General features: G+C 35.0%; 13 protein-coding genes. 8 read left to right on the forward strand and 5 right to left on the reverse strand.

Translation table 11 applies throughout. The features are described 5' to 3' along the window. Positions 1-26: 26 nt before the first annotated feature. From recG to leuB, 6 genes are all read left to right on the forward strand, one after another. Complete coding sequence (gene recG / locus AAC084_RS08775) at positions 27-2132, forward strand: ATP-dependent DNA helicase RecG (RefSeq protein WP_339839618.1); 2106 nt, start codon at positions 27-29, stop codon at positions 2130-2132. A gap of 105 nt (positions 2133-2237) precedes the next feature. Continuing rightward, the gene (gene leuC / locus AAC084_RS08780) at positions 2238-3656 is read left to right on the forward strand and encodes a 3-isopropylmalate dehydratase large subunit (RefSeq protein WP_339839621.1); all 1419 of its coding nucleotides are present in this window, start codon (positions 2238-2240) and stop codon (positions 3654-3656) included. 83 nt (positions 3657-3739) lie between these two features. Beyond that, complete coding sequence (gene leuD, locus AAC084_RS08785) at positions 3740-4336, forward strand: 3-isopropylmalate dehydratase small subunit (protein ID WP_339839623.1); 597 nt, start codon at positions 3740-3742, stop codon at positions 4334-4336. A 126-nt stretch (positions 4337-4462) separates the two neighbouring features. Next, entirely contained in the window at positions 4463-5980 is a 1518-nt protein-coding gene (locus AAC084_RS08790; protein ID WP_339839626.1) for an alpha-isopropylmalate synthase regulatory domain-containing protein, read from the forward strand. A gap of 35 nt (positions 5981-6015) precedes the next feature. Further along, positions 6016-6363 (forward strand): four helix bundle protein, encoded by a 348-nt coding sequence (locus AAC084_RS08795; RefSeq protein WP_339839629.1) that lies wholly within the window; start codon positions 6016-6018, stop codon positions 6361-6363. A gap of 70 nt (positions 6364-6433) precedes the next feature. After that, entirely contained in the window at positions 6434-7489 is a 1056-nt protein-coding gene (gene leuB / locus AAC084_RS08800) for a 3-isopropylmalate dehydrogenase (RefSeq protein ID WP_339839632.1), read from the forward strand. Positions 7490-7565: 76 nt separating this feature from the next. On the opposite strand, the gene AAC084_RS08805 is transcribed toward leuB, so the two are convergent. Both AAC084_RS08805 and AAC084_RS08810 read right to left on the reverse strand, forming a co-directional pair. After that, a complete protein-coding gene (locus AAC084_RS08805; RefSeq protein WP_339839634.1) occupies positions 7566-8834 on the reverse strand; it encodes a serine hydrolase domain-containing protein in 1269 nt (422 codons plus the stop codon). A gap of 192 nt (positions 8835-9026) precedes the next feature. Continuing rightward, positions 9027-10226, reverse strand: coding sequence for an MFS transporter (locus tag AAC084_RS08810; RefSeq protein ID WP_339839636.1), 1200 nt, complete (start codon positions 10224-10226; stop codon positions 9027-9029). Between the two features lie 255 nt (positions 10227-10481). On the opposite strand from AAC084_RS08810, the gene AAC084_RS08815 reads away from it, so the two are divergent. Continuing rightward, positions 10482-12635 carry a TonB-dependent receptor gene (locus AAC084_RS08815; protein ID WP_339839638.1) on the forward strand — a complete coding sequence of 718 codons (2154 nt, stop codon included), beginning with the start codon at positions 10482-10484 and terminating at the stop codon, positions 12633-12635. A gap of 108 nt (positions 12636-12743) precedes the next feature. Further along, positions 12744-13382, forward strand: a complete 639-nt coding sequence (locus AAC084_RS08820) for a hypothetical protein (protein ID WP_339839640.1) — start codon at positions 12744-12746, stop codon at positions 13380-13382. 38 nt (positions 13383-13420) lie between these two features. On the opposite strand, the gene AAC084_RS08825 is transcribed toward AAC084_RS08820, so the two are convergent. From AAC084_RS08825 to ilvC, 3 genes are all read right to left on the reverse strand, one after another. Then, the gene (locus tag AAC084_RS08825; protein ID WP_339839642.1) at positions 13421-15007 is read right to left on the reverse strand and encodes an NADP-dependent glyceraldehyde-3-phosphate dehydrogenase; all 1587 of its coding nucleotides are present in this window, start codon (positions 15005-15007) and stop codon (positions 13421-13423) included. Between the two features lie 93 nt (positions 15008-15100). After that, positions 15101-16366, reverse strand: a complete 1266-nt coding sequence (ilvA, locus tag AAC084_RS08830; RefSeq protein ID WP_339839644.1) for a threonine ammonia-lyase IlvA — start codon at positions 16364-16366, stop codon at positions 15101-15103. Between the two features lie 172 nt (positions 16367-16538). Further along, positions 16539-18014 carry a ketol-acid reductoisomerase gene (ilvC, locus tag AAC084_RS08835; RefSeq protein ID WP_339839647.1) on the reverse strand — a complete coding sequence of 492 codons (1476 nt, stop codon included), beginning with the start codon at positions 18012-18014 and terminating at the stop codon, positions 16539-16541. Positions 18015-18043 lie beyond the last annotated feature (29 nt).

Raw genomic sequence — 18043 nt, forward strand, 5'->3', positions numbered from 1 at the left:
ATCTACCTAAACCCTACTTTAGTACTATGAACGCAAATTACTTGCAAACTCCTATCGTATACTTAAAAGGTGTTGGCCCTAATCGGGCTGAAACCTTAAAGTCAGAATTGGGTGTTGAAACCTATCAAGATTTGCTGAATCTTTTCCCCAATCGATATATAGATAAAACCCAATATTATAAAATCGGTCAATTACAACGAAATAGTTCTGATGTTCAAATTATAGGAAAATTAGTCAATATTAAAACTGTCGAGCAAAAAAAAGGAAATCGACTTGTTGCTAAGTTCATTGATGATACAGGAGAAATGGAACTGGTCTGGTTTAGGGGTCAAAAATGGATTCGTGAAAATTTAAAACTGAATACACCCTATGTAATTTTTGGTAAATGCAACTGGTTCAATGGTACATTTTCCATGCCGCACCCAGAAATGGAACCACTAAAAGATCATGAACAAGGAACAAAAGTGTACATGCAGCCCGTTTATCCTTCTACCGAAAAATTAAGTAATAAAGGGATTACTAATAAGGTCATTAGTAAATTAATGCAGCAACTTTTTATTGAGGTCAATGGTAAATTCAATGAAAGTCTTTCTGATAAATTACTTTATGAATTAAAGCTTATTGATAAAAGTGAAGCACTGTTCAATATTCACTTTCCAAAGAATCAAGAGTTATTGGCGAAGGCTCAATTTAGATTAAAATTCGAAGAATTATTTTATATTCAACTTCAGCTCATTGGTAAGAAGCTTTCTAGAAAGAAAAAAATAAAAGGCTTTCCTTTTACTGAAGTGGGCGAATATTTTAACGATTTCTATTCTAATAAGTTACCCTTTGAACTTACTGGTGCGCAAAAACGAGTGATTAAAGAAATTCGCGCAGACCTTGGCAGCAATGCCCAAATGAACCGTTTATTACAGGGTGATGTGGGTTCTGGAAAAACGATTGTTGCTGTAATGACGATGCTTTTGGCTATCGATAACGGATTTCAAGCTTGCTTGATGGCTCCTACTGAAATACTTGCAAATCAACATTTTCAAGGAATTTCAGAACTGTTAGAAGGAACAAATATCACATGTGCTTTACTAACAGGATCCGTAAAGAAATCGGCTCGTAAACCTATTCATGAACAGTTAGAAAATGGAGAATTAAATATTCTTATCGGTACTCATGCCCTTCTAGAGGATAAGGTAAAATACCAAAATTTAGGTATAGCTGTTATAGATGAACAACATCGTTTCGGAGTAGCTCAACGGTCTAAACTTTGGCATAAAAATGAATTTCCGCCACATATTTTGGTGATGACCGCTACCCCTATTCCTAGAACTTTAGCCATGAGTTTGTATGGTGATTTAGATATTTCGGTGATAGATGAATTACCGCCTGGTCGTAAACCCATTAAAACTGTACATAGATATGATGCAAACCGTTTAAAAGTATTTCGATTTATACGGGATGAAATAGATAAAGGAAGACAGATATATGTTGTATATCCGCTCATACAAGAATCTGAAGCCATGGATTATAAAGATTTAATGGATGGATATGAGAGTATTGTTCGTGATTTTCCTCAACCTAAATATCAAATTTCTATTGTTCACGGTCAAATGAAGCCAGCCGATAAGGAATTTGAAATGAACCGATTTGTACGTGGTGAAACACAAATAATGGTTGCCACAACGGTTATTGAAGTTGGTGTAAATGTACCCAATGCTTCTGTTATGATAATTGAAAGTGCGGAACGTTTCGGTTTATCGCAATTACACCAATTACGAGGACGTGTTGGGCGTGGTGCAGACCAAAGCTTCTGTATTTTAATGACAAGTCATAAATTATCTGCTGAAGCTAAAACCAGATTAGAAACCATGGTAGCCACTAATGACGGTTTTGAAATTGCAGAAGTTGATCTTAAACTTCGTGGACCAGGTGATTTAATGGGCACCCAACAAAGCGGTTTATTGAATTTAAAAATTGCCGATATCGTTAAGGATAATGATATTCTTAAGACCGCACGGTATTATGCACTTCAATCACTAAAAGAAGACCCTTCATTAGGTAATCCAGAGAATCTAATTATTAGACATATGTATGCTCAATTGGTGAAACATAAGAATATCTGGACATATATTAGTTAGTTTTATTTTTAACACATTTGATGTTGAACATCGTAATTTAGAAGTGTGTTTATTTCCAAGAAACCCCTGTTTTTAATAGATTTGTGAACTTAGATTAGAAAGAATATGAGCGCAACTAAAACATTATTTGATAAAGTGTGGGATTCCCACGTAGTACATAAAATACAGGATGGTCCAGATGTTCTGTTTATCGACAGACATTTGGTTCATGAAGTAACAAGTCCTGTTGCATTCTTAGGATTAAAAAGCAGAAATATTCCTGTTATGCATCCTGAAAAAACTTTTGCAACAGCTGACCATAATACGCCGACAATTAATCAGCACCTACCGGTAGCTGATCCCTTATCTGCAAACCAATTGAAAATGCTCGAAGAAAATGCCAATAAATATGGTATTTCTTATTGGGGATTAGGACATGCAAAAAACGGAATTGTACATGTTGTAGGTCCTGAATATGGTATTACCCAACCAGGTGCTACAATTGTTTGTGGTGATTCACATACATCTACTCACGGTGCATTTGGCGCTATTGCTTTCGGTATTGGTACATCAGAAGTTGAAATGGTATTGGCTACACAATGTATAATGCAGCCGAAACCAAAAAGAATGCGTATCAATATCAATGGGAAAATGAGTAGAGGTGTTACTCCAAAAGACGTTGCCCTATTTACTATTTCTCAATTGACTACATCAGGAGCTACAGGTTATTTCGTAGAATACGCTGGTGAAATCTTTAATGACATGAGTATGGAAGGTCGTATGACCGTTTGTAACTTAAGTATTGAAATGGGTGCTCGTGGTGGTATGATAGCTCCCGATGAAAAGACATTTGAATATATAAAAGATCGTGAGTTTACTCCAAAAGGTGCAGATTGGGATAAAGCAATGGCATATTGGGAAACTTTATATACAGATGAAGATGCCATTTTTGATAAAGAAATGACTTTCGATGGTTCACTGATTGAACCAATGATTACCTATGGCACCAACCCAGGTATGGGTATGGGAATTTCAAATGATATTCCTTTAGCTAATAACGTTCAAGGTGGCGCAACCACCTATCAGAAATCTTTAAAATACATGGATTTCAGTGAAGGTGATAGTATGATGGGTAAACCAATTGATTTTGTTTTTCTTGGAAGTTGTACTAATGGCAGGATTGAAGATTTCAGAGCTTTTACATCTATTGTAAAAGGAAGAAAAAAAGCAGACAATGTTACTGCTTGGTTAGTACCCGGATCACATAAAGTCGAAGCTGCAATAAAAGAAGAAGGTTTACTTGATATTTTAACCGAAGCCGGGTTCGAACTTCGTGAACCAGGTTGTTCTGCATGTTTAGCGATGAACGATGACAAAGTTCCTGCCGGTAAATTGGCAGTTAGTACTTCGAATAGAAATTTTGAAGGTAGACAAGGTCCTGGATCTAGAACATTACTTGCTAGTCCGTTAGTTGCTGCTGCTGCTGCTGTAACAGGTAAAGTGACTGACCCAAGAGAATTAATGGAAGAAATGGTTGCTGGTTAATAGCTGCTAGTTGACTGTATAAGTTACAACAACAGAACATAGCACTAAAAACAAACAACGATCAACGAATAACAAAAGAAAAAATGGCATACGATAAATTCGATATACTAACATCAACTGCAGTTCCCTTACCGATAGAGAATGTAGATACTGATCAAATAATACCCGCACGTTTTTTAAAAGCAACTGAACGTGTTGGTTTTGGCGATAATCTTTTTAGAGATTGGCGCTACAATCAAGACAACACTCTTAAAGAGGATTTTGTTCTTAACCAAGATAAATTCAGCGGTAAAATACTAGTTGGTGGTAAGAACTTTGGCTCTGGATCATCTCGTGAACATGCAGCTTGGGCAGTTTATGATTATGGCTTCAGATGTGTAGTTTCAAGTTTCTTTGCAGATATCTTTAGAGGTAACTGTTTAAACATTGGTGTTTTACCAGTTCAAGTAAGTGCAGAGTTTTTACAGAAAATATTTGATGCAACTGAGGCAGATCCAAATTCGAAATTGGAGATAAATCTTCCTGAGCAAAAAATAAGATTATTGGCTACGGGGGAAAACGAACCTTTTGAAATCAATGGTTATAAGAAGAACAATATGTTGAACGGTTTTGATGATATTGATTACTTATTGAATATCAAAAAAGACATTGAGACTTTTGCAGAGAATACACCTCTATAAGACTCCAATTAAAACTTTTACGAGCTTGTACTGATAAGTATTTGACCTACTCATTTGACTTTGATATCTATCAACAACATTAAACGCTTGTCGTACTTCAATTGAATGAACGGCAGACAGAGCACAATGAAAAAAAGAAAGTTAGAAATAATGGATACCACCCTTAGGGATGGTGAACAGACCTCTGGAGTATCCTTTTCTGCATCAGAAAAACTGACCTTAGCAAAACTTCTATTAGATGAGCTTAAGGTAGATCGTATCGAAGTCGCATCGGCACGTGTTTCCGATGGTGAGTTAGAGGCTGTTAAGAAAATTACCGAATGGGCTGCAACAAAAGGATATCTAGAACGTGTAGAAGTTCTAACATTTGTTGATGGTGGTGTTTCATTAGATTGGATGATTGAATCAGGAGCTATTTCACAAAACCTTCTTACCAAAGGTTCATTGAATCATTTGAAATATCAACTAAAGAAAACCCCAGAGCAACACTTTTCTGAAATAGCTAATATTTTCAAACAAGCATCTGAAAAAGGTATTATTAATAATATCTACTTAGAAGATTGGAGTAATGGTATGCGAAATTCGAAAGAATATGTTTTCGAATTTCTAGACTTTTTATCAACCCAGAATGTAAAAAGAATATTATTACCAGATACACTTGGTATATTGACCCATACTGAAACGTATGCATACATTTCAGAAATAGTTCAGAAATATCCAAAATTACATTTCGATTTTCATGGCCATAACGACTATGATTTAGGCGTAGCTAATATTATGGAAGCCGTAAAAGCGGGTTGTCATGGTTTACACCTAACCGTTAACGGTATGGGCGAACGTGCTGGTAACGCTCCTATGGCTAGTGCTGTAGCAGTTATCAACGATTTTCTACCAGAAGTAGAAATTAGTGTGAACGAAACCTCCCTTTATAAGGTAAGTAAATTGGTTTCTGCATTTACAGGTTTTACCATACCAGCAAACAAACCTATTGTTGGAGATAATGTATTTACACAAACAGCAGGAATACATGCTGACGGAGACAGTAAAAAGAACTTGTATTTTAGCGATTTAATGCCAGAACGTTTTGGAAGAAAACGTAAATATGCATTAGGCAAAATGTCAGGCAAAGCCAACATTCAGAAAAACTTACAAGAACTTGGGCTAACGCTTAATGATGATGAGTTAAAAAAAGTTACAGCTAGAATTATAGAATTAGGAGATAAAAAGGAACGTGTTACTAAAGATGATCTCCCTTTTATCATTTCAGATGTTTTAGATACTGCTGATTATAAGCAACGTGTCTTTGTAAAATCTTATGTGTTAACACATGCGAAAGGTTTAATGCCTTCCTCTACCCTATCTGTTGAGGTAGATGGTAAAGTATTTGAAGCACATGCTCAAGGTGACGGACAATATGATGCATTTATGAACGCACTGAAAAAGGTTTATATTGCCAAGAATAAAACATTACCCAAATTAACCGATTATGCCGTAAGAATACCACCAGGTAGTACATCTGATGCACTCTGTGAAACGGTAATTACTTGGGAAATGGATGGAAAAGAATTTACCTCAAGGGGATTAGATTCTGACCAAACGGTTAGTGCTATAAAAGCGACCGAGAAAATGTTGAATATTATTTAGCGCTGTGCGCATTACGCCAAGCGCAAAACGCTTTGATGAGAGATTATAAAAAATATAGTGTTTGGGAATTAGGACATGAAGTTACCTTAGAGATTTACAAGCTAACTAATACTTTCCCAAGAGAGGAGAATTTTGGATTAACAAGTCAAATGAGAAGAGCATCTTCATCTATACCCGCAAATATTGCAGAAGGATGTGGTAGAGAGTCTGATGCAGAGTTTAAACGTTTTTTAATTATTTCTCAAGGTTCAGCAAGTGAATTGGAATATTTCACGATTTTAGCAAAAGACCTTAATTATATTCTAAATGAAGATTTTTTAAATATTCATGATAAAGTAAACAAAGTAAGAAGAAGTTTAAATAATTTAATAAATAAGATTTAATTAATACTAAACGTATTTACCTATGCGAAAAGCGATTAGCGTAATGCGATTAGCGAAAATCAAATAACCCATGAAATTAAATATTGCCTTATTGGCCGGTGATGGTATCGGTCCAGAAGTTATTGATCAAGCGGTAAAGGTATGTGATGCCATCGCTAAAAAATATTCTCATGATATCAATTGGAAACCTGCCCTTACGGGTGCAGCAGCCATTGATGCCGTTGGCGAGCCTTATCCTGATGAAACACATGAAATTTGTGCTAATGCAGATGCCGTACTTTTTGGTGCGATTGGTCACCCACGTTTTGACAATGATCCATCGGCAAAGGTACGTCCTGAGCAAGGACTATTAAAGATGAGACAAAAATTAGGTTTATTTGCCAATGTACGTCCAACCTTTACTTTTCCTTCACTTATCGATAAATCTCCATTGAAAAGAGATAGAATAGAGGGTACCGATTTAATTATTTTAAGAGAGTTAACTGGTGGTATTTATTTTGGTGAACGTGGTAGAAAAGATGATGGAAACACTGCTTTTGATACTATGACCTACCAACGATTTGAAATTGAACGTTTAGCTAAAAAAGGTTTTGATATGGCTATGAAGCGTTCTAAAAAATTATGTTGTGTTGATAAGGCCAATGTTTTAGAATCATCTAGACTATGGAGAGAAACCGTTCAAGCAATGGAAAAAGATTATCCTGAAGTTGAAGTCACCTATGAGTTTATCGATGCTGTAGCTATGCGTTTAATTCAATGGCCAAAAGGATATGATGTAATTATTACAGCAAATTTATTTGGAGATATATTAACGGATGAAGCTTCTGTTATTGCTGGTTCTATGGGATTAATGCCATCTTCTTCTGTAGGTAGCAAAGTTTCTTTATATGAGCCAATACATGGTTCTTACCCACAGGCAGCTGGGAAAGATATTGCTAATCCTTTAGCTACTGTTCTTTCAGCGGCTATGTTATTTGAGGATATGAACATGACACAAGAAGCAGAAGAAATTAGAAGAGTGGTCAATAAATCATTGGCTGAAGGTTATGTGACTGAAGACCTTGCTGATGGTGGTAAGAGTTATAAAACTAGTGAAGTTGGCGATTGGTTAGCCAGCAATATCTAAAAAGTATATTTTAAATAAAATCCCCTTTAATCTAAGATTAAAGGGGATTTTTTATATAAGTTAATTTCAACTTAAACTATAAGCTTCCTGGTGTAGATATATCCTGCTCATAGATACTTCTAACAATAGCATGAATATCTGGAATTACGGTTTTAGCTAATTTCGAATTACCATTCAACAAAACACAAATACCTAAATCTGAATCTGGGAAAAGTGCAATCTCATTTCTGTAATTATTTACACTCCCTCCATGATGCCAAATAGTTTCTTCTCCAACTTTTTCATTTTCTTTTACTGTATGAATACGCCATCCAAAACCATAGGCCGATTTTAAATGACCTGGCCATCTTTGGTAATATTTACTGTGTCCGTTCAAGGCAATGTATGGTTTAAAAACCTGCTCTACAGCATCCTTAGACATTACTTCAGGGTTGTGTCCTAATAAAAAACGCATCCATTTTGCCATATCTAAAGAGCTCGCATTAATACCGCCTGCAGCTATAGCATTATAGTATTTATCTGTTAGAGATAAAGCGCGCCAATGTCCCCCACTTTTTCTATGTGGTAAGGCAACATTTTCAGAATTTAATAAAGCCTTGTGGTCCATGGATACGGATTGCATATTCAATGGCTTAAAAAACTTGTCGTTTAATAGGGTTTGAATATCCTTCCCAGTAGCTTTCAACATAATTTCTTGACTCAATGAAAACATGGCATTCTGGTAACTATATTGAAGGCCAGGTTCAGCAATTGGTTGAACTTCATCAAATCGACCAGCAATTTTAGACATCGATATACCAGCTTCAACTAAATTGGTGAAACTGTGATATGGCGTTCCAGAGGTATGCGACAACAGATGGGCTATTTCAACCTTTTCTGTATTAATTTTATTTCCAAATTTGAAGTTCGGAATAAACTCCACTACTTTGTCATTCCAATGTATTTTACCTTCACTTTCAAGATTGGCAGCTAATACACCTGTAAAACCTTTTGATATTGACCCTAATCTAAATAAGGTTTCTCCATCTACATTTTCAATTCCTTTTACACTTCTTTTTCCAAATCCATTTGAAAGAATAACCGAATCACCACTAACGATACTTACCCCCGCACCTACTATATCTCCAGATTTAATAGCTTGGTCAAAATATATAGTTAAGGCAGATTTCAACGCTTGTTGACGTATGCCATATAATTTGATTTCCCTTTTCTCTGCTAAGGTTTTAACAGGATTTGAATTTGTGATAATTGCCTTAGAATGTTCAGGCTTAAATGACGAAGCGGTGAGAACAAATAGTAAAAGAACCAATACAATAGTTCCTAGTATTAATTTAGTACGTTGCACGATTAAGTAGGTTTAGGTTCTTTAATAACGCGTTTAAATACATTAAAGTACCGATGAAATGCACAAATTACAAAATTTAACAAGTTTATCGTTCCATTTTCGAAATGTAATTAAAACATAAACTTATTTTTTTGAGCACAAAAAAAAGGAACTTGCTGAGCAAGTTCCTTTTTTATATAAATAATACTTTTTTTAACAGCTTATTGCCATTTTCTTGTACTTAATTTCTTTGCGCTTGCGAACTAATAAAATAGCTACTGCTATGGCAACACCAGAAAAAGCTAAAATTGCACCCACCAAACTTGAATAAATAATTCCGTATCCGAAAGCTATAGGCAAACCTGCTAAATAGGCACCGGAAGCATTACCCATATTAAAGGCACTTTGATTCATTGAAGAACCTAACATTTCAGAACCTTTAGAAGTATTTATAATTGCCATTTGAATAGGCGTCGAAACGGTAAAAGATATAACACCAATTAGAAAAGTCATTGCCATTAATACGTACGGATTTGTCGCAATAAACATATTAATTAATAAGATAGCAGACATGATAGATAAACTAATAATAACCGCTCTTAAAGGCGAAAATAACTCCGCCATTTTTGCTCCTAGAAAATTACCTACAACCATACCTAAACCAGCTAGCATCATAGCATAGCCAACAAAGTGATTAGGTAAACCGGCCACATCGGTAACTAACGGTGCTACATAACTGTACCAAGCAAAGAATCCGCCAGTACCTATAGTCGTCAAAGCAATTAATGCCCAAAGTTCATTATTCCTTAATCCTTTTGAAACACTGACATTTTTTTCTGTAGCTTCTATTTCGATTTTCGGCATCCACATATATATACTAGCTAAAGCCATTAACCCTACGAATCCTACTAGATAGAAAGAAACACTCCAGCTAAACTGTTGACCTAGATACGTTCCAAAAGGAACACCAATGACGTTTGCTATGGTCAATCCTGAAAACATTATGGCAATGCCTTGAGCAGACTTCCCTTTCCTAGCGAGTTTTGTAGCAACCACTGCCCCGATTCCAAAAAAGGCACCATGAGGTATTCCTGATAAAAATCTCAAAAACAATAAACTGCTATACCCTGTTGCAAGACCCGATAAAGTATTGAATACAGTAAACCATATCATTAATAAGAATAACATTTTCTTAGGCGAAAGTTTTGAGCCTAACCCAGTAAGTAATGGTGCACCCACTACTACACCCAATGCATAAGCTGCAATAAAATGTCCGGCTTGGGGTATTGTTATGCCTAATGACCCAGAAACTTCTGTCAAAATTCCCATTATTACAAACTCAGTAAGGCCTATTCCAAAACCTCCGATAGCTAAAGCAAATAATGCTTTTTTGTTTGATTTTATAGTCTTCATAACCTATATCTTTAAGTTCTACACTTACACTATAGTCGAAAAATAGTTCGATTTAAAATGCAAAGTTAAAACCAATAAGTCGTATATCTCCGTCATTTATTACCCTATTTATGTAAATAATTACCTTAGATAAAATCATGAAAACAAGTAATTATTACAGTTGAGTTAACAATACTTACAACTCAGAAAATCATTTTATAAAAAACTTCATTTACAAATCATATTTGCTGTATCAATCTAAAAAATAGATGCACCATGAAGATTTTATTACTCTTTTTATTCACCCTAATTCAAGCCAACATAATAGCACAAGAAACTGTGTCAGGTAAAGTAATTGATAATCAAGGCAAACCTGTAATAGGGGCTAATGTATATATAAAGGGTACATACGATGGTACCGCTACTAATGAAGAAGGAATCTTTACTTTTGAAACAGATGTAATTGGAGAACAAACATTGGTAGCTTCATCAATCTCCTATGAAGCTTTCTCTAAAACAGCTCATATTACCACCTTTTCTAATTTCATTATAAAACTAAAAGATGATGTAAATACCTTAGATGCGGTTACTGTAAATGCCGGAACTTTTAAAGCCGGAGATAATGCAAAAGTAACAGCTTTAAAACCGTTAGACATTGTAACAACTGCCGGAGCTCTTGGAGATTTCGTAGGTGCACTACAAACATTACCCGGCACTTCTAATGTTGCCGAAGATGGCAGGTTATTTGTAAGAGGTGGTGATGCAGAAGAAACACAAATATTCGTAGACGGAATGCGCGTATTTACACCATATTCTCCTTCAGCAAACAACATACCATCTAGAGGCAGGTTATCTCCATTTTTATTTAAAGGAATAACATTTTCTACAGGAGGGTATTCAGCAGAATATGGTCAAGCATTATCTAGTGTTTTACTATTAAACAGTGTTGATGAGCCCCAAGAAGAAAAAACAGAAATTGCAATAATGTCTGTTGGCGTCGGACTTGGGAATACCAAAAAATGGAATAAGAGCTCATTGAGCTTGAATACATCTTACATTAATTTAGCTCCATATCAGAAATTATATTCAGATAATAATAAATGGCACAAGCCTGTAGAATCTTTAGGAGGTGAAGCGGTATACAGATATAGATTTAATAATGATGGATTATTAAAAGTTTATGGAGCATATAGTGCCGTAAATTTTGATTTAACCCAAGAAGATATTAATGAAATTGATGGTTTAAGATTCGGATTAAAAAATAGAAACTTATATGTGAATACATCTTATAAAGATTTCCTAGAAAAAGATTGGAGCATTGTCACTGGTGTCAGCTTTGCAAACGACCGTTCTGATTTAAAATTTAGTTCAGCAAACATCACTGATATTGAAAATTCAGCTCACTTTAAATTTACTCTGAACAAGTACTTTTCTAGCCGATATAAATTAAACTTTGGGGCTGAATACTTCATCACAAACTTCACCGAAAACTATAACGACGAAACCATTGAAAATGAATATGGGTTTGCAAATAATATTTTTAGCAGTTTTATTGAAACCGATATTTTCTTCTCAAAAAATCTGGCGACCAAGATTGGAATACGAGGTGAATATTCTGAACTATTACAAGAGTTCAATCTATCTCCAAGAATATCTTTGGCATACAAATCTGGCGCAAACTCTCAATTCTCATTAGCCTACGGTCAATTTTTTCAAAATCCTAAAAATGAATACTTAAAATTCAACACTGATTTTACAGCTGAAAATACCACACATTGGATTGCCAATTATCAATATGTAAAAAATAAACAAATCTTTAGAGCAGAGGCTTATTATAAAGATTATAATGATTTAGTAAAGTTCGATACACCATTAGCACTACCTATTTCCACCTATTCGAATTCGGGTAATGGATATGCAAAAGGACTCGATGTTTTTTGGAGGGATAACAAATCAATCAAAAACACTGAATATTGGTTGTCCTATTCTTTCTTGGACACAGAGAGAAATTATAAAAATTATCCCACAAACGCTACGCCAAATTTTGCTTCTAAACATAATGCTTCCCTAGTTATTAAACATTGGATTGAAGATTGGAAAAGTCAGATAGGACTGAGTTACAATTTTGCTTCAGGACGAAATTACACAGATCCGAACAAAAGTGGTTTCTTAAATGAACAAGCTAAAAATTTCAATTCATTGAATGCCAATTATGCATATCTAATTAGTCCTCAAAAAATATTGTATTTCTCCATAAGTAATGTTTTAGGAACTAAAAACGTAAATGAATACCAGTATGCCAATCAAACCAATACGGACGGGTTATTTGACCGAAGAGCAATTACCCCTGCTGCAGACCGCTTCTTTTTCATAGGATTCTTTTGGACGATTAGCGACAATAAAAATGATAACCAACTTGATAATCTTTAGTTGCTACATTTCAATACCAAAAATCGACAACTCGGTAATCTATTTTATTTAAAAAATGAGAATAAGAAGATATTTGAAGAATAATAAATAACCTTAAAAATTAAAAACATGAAAACAGTATTACTAGTAGCCACTTTAATTTTATCACTGAATTTATCATCGCAGACTCCTTATGAAAAAGGAATGTCTAAAGCATTTGAATTATGGCAAGAACAAAAAAATACAGAAGCGGTACAATTATTCGAGAGAATTGCAACGGCAGAAAAAAATAATTGGTTACCACCTTACTATGCAGGCTTAATAGAGGTTATAAGTAGTTTTAGCATAAAAGATGAAGCATTACTTACTACAAAACTCACAAGAGCAAAAGTATTTTTAGATATAGCAGCTTCCATTTCAGAAGACAATCCGGAGATAATGATATCCTATGCATTATTAAATACCGCTTATATTGCATTTGACGGACAGAAATACGGAATGACCTTATCAGGAGAAAATACGGCTATTTATAAAAAAGCTCAATCTATTTCGCCGAACAATCCTCGGGTTATATTAAGTAAAGCAGAATGGGATATGGGGTCAGCTAAATTCTTTGGAAAGTCAATTACCCCGTTTTGTGAAGATATTGACAGAGCTATTGTATTATTCGAAGAAGAAGAGCAAACTATACCTTTCTACCCATATTCAGGGCTAGAAAGAGCTGAAGAAATCAGCGCTAATTGTAAAAAAGAAACCTCCCCTAATTAATAGGAGAGGTTTTTATGATTCGATAATTTCGTCGCTTTTTATAATATATAATCTGTGCTAACAAAATTAGAAAGTTTAGCTTCTAACAAATGTTGAATAATTTCAGTATTCAATTCGTTATCCTTAAAAGCAACAAAAGTTCGAATAGAAAAAGAGCGTAGTGCATCATGAACACTTAAAGTAGCTTGTGCAGAATCTTTTCGTCCTGTAAACGGATATACATCTGGACCTCTTTGGCAAGAGCTGTTCAAATTCACACGACAAACTAAGTTCACCAAGGTGTCAATTAATGGCGAAAGTGCATATACATCTTTACCAAATAAACTTACTTGTTGACCATAGTTACTTTCGGCCATATCATCTAACGGTTCTTCAATATCCGTAAAAGGCACTATAGGTATAATTGGCCCGAATTGTTCTTCTTTGTACACCCTCATATCTTTAGTCACCGGATATAAAACCGCTGGCCAGATAAAATTATCAAATCGTTTACCACCTTTTTTGTTTAATATTTTTGCCCCTTTTGCAAGTGCATCATCAATAAGTTCTTGAATATATTCTGGCTTTCCTGGTTCTGGTAACGGGGTTAACTTAACACCATCTTCCCAAGGATTCCCAAATTTCAGCTCATCAACTTTTTTCGCGAAGCTTTCATTAAATTTCGACCTAATATCTTCATGAACGTATACCACTTTTAACGCGGTACAACGTTGACCGTTAAAAGATAGCGTACCTGCTAAACATTCATTAATTGTCAATTCTAAATCTGCATCAGGCAATATAATCGCCGGGTTTTTAGCTTCTAACCCTAAAACTAAACGCAAACGGTTACTCTTTGGATGTTGTTCTTGTAAGGCATTGGCTGATTTACTGTTACCAATTAATGCAAGAACATCTACTTTTCCTGTTTGCATAATAGGAGCGGCAACCGTTCTTCCTCTACCAAAAATAACATTGACTACACCTTTAGGGAAACTAGTTTGAAAAGCTTCTAATAAAGGAGTGATTAATAATACTCCATGTTTTGCCGGTTTAAAAATGGTCGTATTCCCCATAATAATTGCAGGAATTAAAAGGGCGAAAGTTTCGTTCAACGGATAATTATATGGTCCTAAACATAAAACAACACCTAAAGGTCCACGCTTAATATGCGCATAAACTCCGTCGTTTTTTGTAAACTTTGCAGCATCACGATCTAGTTGCTTATAATCTTCAATAGTATCTTCTATATATTCAACGGTACGATCAAATTCTTTTTGCGAATCTGGTAAAGATTTACCAATCTCCCACATTAATAACTTTACAACCTCATTACGTTTGGTTTTCATCTTTTTAACGAAAACTTCCATACATTCAATACGGTCTTTCACATGCATGGTTGGCCAAACACCTTGACCACGATTGTATGCTTTCATAGCCCCATTTAAAGCATCTAAAGCTTCCGCCTCTTTTAAATCAGGAATACTACCCAATAACGTTGGCTTATAATCACTGGTAGAAGAAATCGTTGAATAAACTTCTGTTGTTTCCCCTTTCCACTCCTTTAATTCACCATCAACCAAATAATGTCGTTGATCTATAGTTGATGTAATCTGAAATTCTTCTGGTATTTTAATATCGCTCATTATTTTCTATTATTAAAAAATCGAATTGATGACTCATTGATTGATTGATTTCTAAAATGGTATAGAAATTTAATTGTAAAAATTAAATATAGTTTAAACCAAATATTCAAACAAATCAGGTTTATCATTTATATAATCGCCATAAAAATTGTTAGTTTTCATACGCTCTATCAATGGTTGTAAATCTTCTGGTTGTTTTAGTTCAATACCTACCACCGCCGGAGCATTTTCTCTACTCGACTTCTTCGAATATTCAAAATGCGTGATATCATCGGTCGGACCTAAAATATCAACTACAAATTCTTTTAAAGCTCCTGGTCGTTGGGGAAATCGGATAATGAAATAATGCTTTAGCTTACCATACAATAAAGCTCTCTCTTTAATCTCAGCTGTTCTGGTAATATCATTGTTACTACCACCAATAATACAGACAATATTTTTTCCTTTAATTTCATCTTTATAATCGTCTAAAGCTGCAATGGTTAAGGCACCTGCAGGTTCTACCACAATAGCATCTCTATTATAAAGATCAAGTATGGTTTGACAAACTTTCCCTTCTTCAACAGTAATCATATTGTCTAAATAATAACTACAAATAGGATATGTCAGTTCACCTACCTTTTTCACAGCTGCACCATCAATAAATTTATCGATATGTTCGAGAGCAACCACCTTTCCAGATTCCATAGATGTTTTCATTGATGGGGCACCTTTAGGTTCTACACCAATAATCTTAGTGCTAGGGGAAAGCTCACTAAAAACACTAATAAGGCCTGATGCCAAACCACCGCCGCCAATACATACAAATAGATAATCGATTGGTGCTTTAGTTTGTTCAATCAACTCAAGTCCAACCGTAGCTTGACCTTCTATGATTTTAGGATCATCGAAAGGGTGAACAAATATTTTACCGGTTTTCTGGCCATACGTACGAGCAGCTTGTGATGCATCATCGAAGGTATCACCTTCTAAAACAATCTCAACCAAGTCACCACCGAACAAATTCGTTTGTTCTATTTTTTGCTTTGGCGTAACCGAAGGCATATAAATAGTACCCTTTATTTTCAAATGAAAACATGCGAATGCTACTCCTTGAGCATGGTTTCCTGCACTTGCACAAATAACACCTTTGGCCCTTTCTTCTTTAGTAAGAGAGCTTATTTTATTAAATGCCCCTCTAATTTTATATGAACGAACCCTTTGCAAATCTTCACGCTTTAAACGCACCTGACATCCAAACTGTTTTGAAAGTCTGATACTCTCTGTCAACGGAGTTATATCTGAAATTTCAGATATAATCTTTGCTGCATTTCGTACATCAGTCAATTGTGGAAAATAGGTTGGTTTCTTCCCTTTCATATTATTTTATCTTTCTGCTCAGATTTCACCATTTTAAAAATGAAAACAATATCTAAAACTTAAATTGTCCGCTTAAGAACAGTCCAAATATTACTACAAACCAATACGGATTGCAACTATTCGAATGTACTCAACCGGACAATTTATATGTCTATATAAGATTTAAAAAAATCTAAACTATAGGTTTCATTGCTGTCATCGATTCACGTAAACGTGCACCGACAATTTCTACCGGATGCTCACGTAATGCTTTATTGACTGCAATTAATGTAGCATTATCTACATCATTATCCATTTCTACAGAGAAATTAGTACCGATAACATCTGTGTCGATATTTTTCATAAACCCTGTCAAAAGTGGCTTACATGCATGATCAAATAAATAACAACCATATTCAGCCGTATCAGAAATCACACGATTCATTTCGAACAATTTCTTACGCGCTATTGTATTAGCAATTAATGGAGTTTCATGCAATGATTCGTAATAAGCAGATTCGGCTATTATACCAGATTCAGTCATAGCTTCAAAGGCCAATTCAACACCAGCTCTTACCATAGCGATCATCAACACGCCATTATCATAAAACTCTTGTTCTGTAATTTCTTGATTACCTGCTGGTGTTTTTTCAAAAGCAGTCTCCCCTGTAGCTGCTCTCCACTCTAATAAATTTTTATCATCATTTGCCCAATCTTCCATCATAGTTTTAGAAAAATGACCAGTCATAATATCATCCATATGCTTTTGAAACAATGGGCGCATAATATCTTTTAGCTCTTCTGATAATTCAAATGCTTTTATTTTAGCAGGATTTGAAAGACGGTCCATCATATGTGTGATACCACCATACTTCATTCCCTCAGTGATGGTTTCCCATCCGTATTGAATCAATTTCGACGCATAGCCAGCATCTATTCCTTTTTCAATCATCTTATCGAAACAAAGAATTGAACCAGTTTGTAACAAACCACAAAGAATAGTTTGCTCACCCATTAAATCTGATTTCACCTCAGCTACGAAAGAAGACTCTAATACACCTGCTTTATGTCCGCCTGTACCAGCAGCATAAGCTTTAGCTTGTTCTAAACCTTTACCTTCTGGATCATTCTCTGGGTGAACCGCAATTAACGTTGGCACACCAAAACCTCTTTTATATTCTTCTCTAACTTCTGAACCTGGACTCTTAGGTGCGACCATAATTACAGTTAAATCTTTACGAACCTGTGTACCTTCTTCAACAATATTAAATCCATGAGAATAAGAAAGTGTTGCTCCCTTCTTCATCAATGGCATAACAGCATTTACAACGGCAGTATGCTGTTTATCTGGAGTTAGATTGATTACCACATCTGCACTAGGAATCAATTCCTCATAAGTACCTACCGTAAAACCATTTTCAGTAGCGTTGATAAAAGATTGTCTTTTTTCCTTTATAGCTGCATCTCTAAGGGTATAAGCGATATCTAAACCTGAGTCTCTCATGTTCAAACCTTGGTTTAAACCTTGTGCACCACAACCTATGATTACAATTTTCTTACCTTTTAAAGCATTTACACCATCTGCAAACTCAGACGAATCCATGAAGCGGCATTTACCAAGTTGCGTTAGTTTATCTCTTAATGATAGTGTATTAAAATAATTGGCCATTTTATATTTACTTTATTAATTATTGAATT

The sequence above is a fragment of the uncultured Maribacter sp. genome (assembly GCF_963977385.1).
GTDB lineage: Bacteria > Bacteroidota > Bacteroidia > Flavobacteriales > Flavobacteriaceae > Maribacter.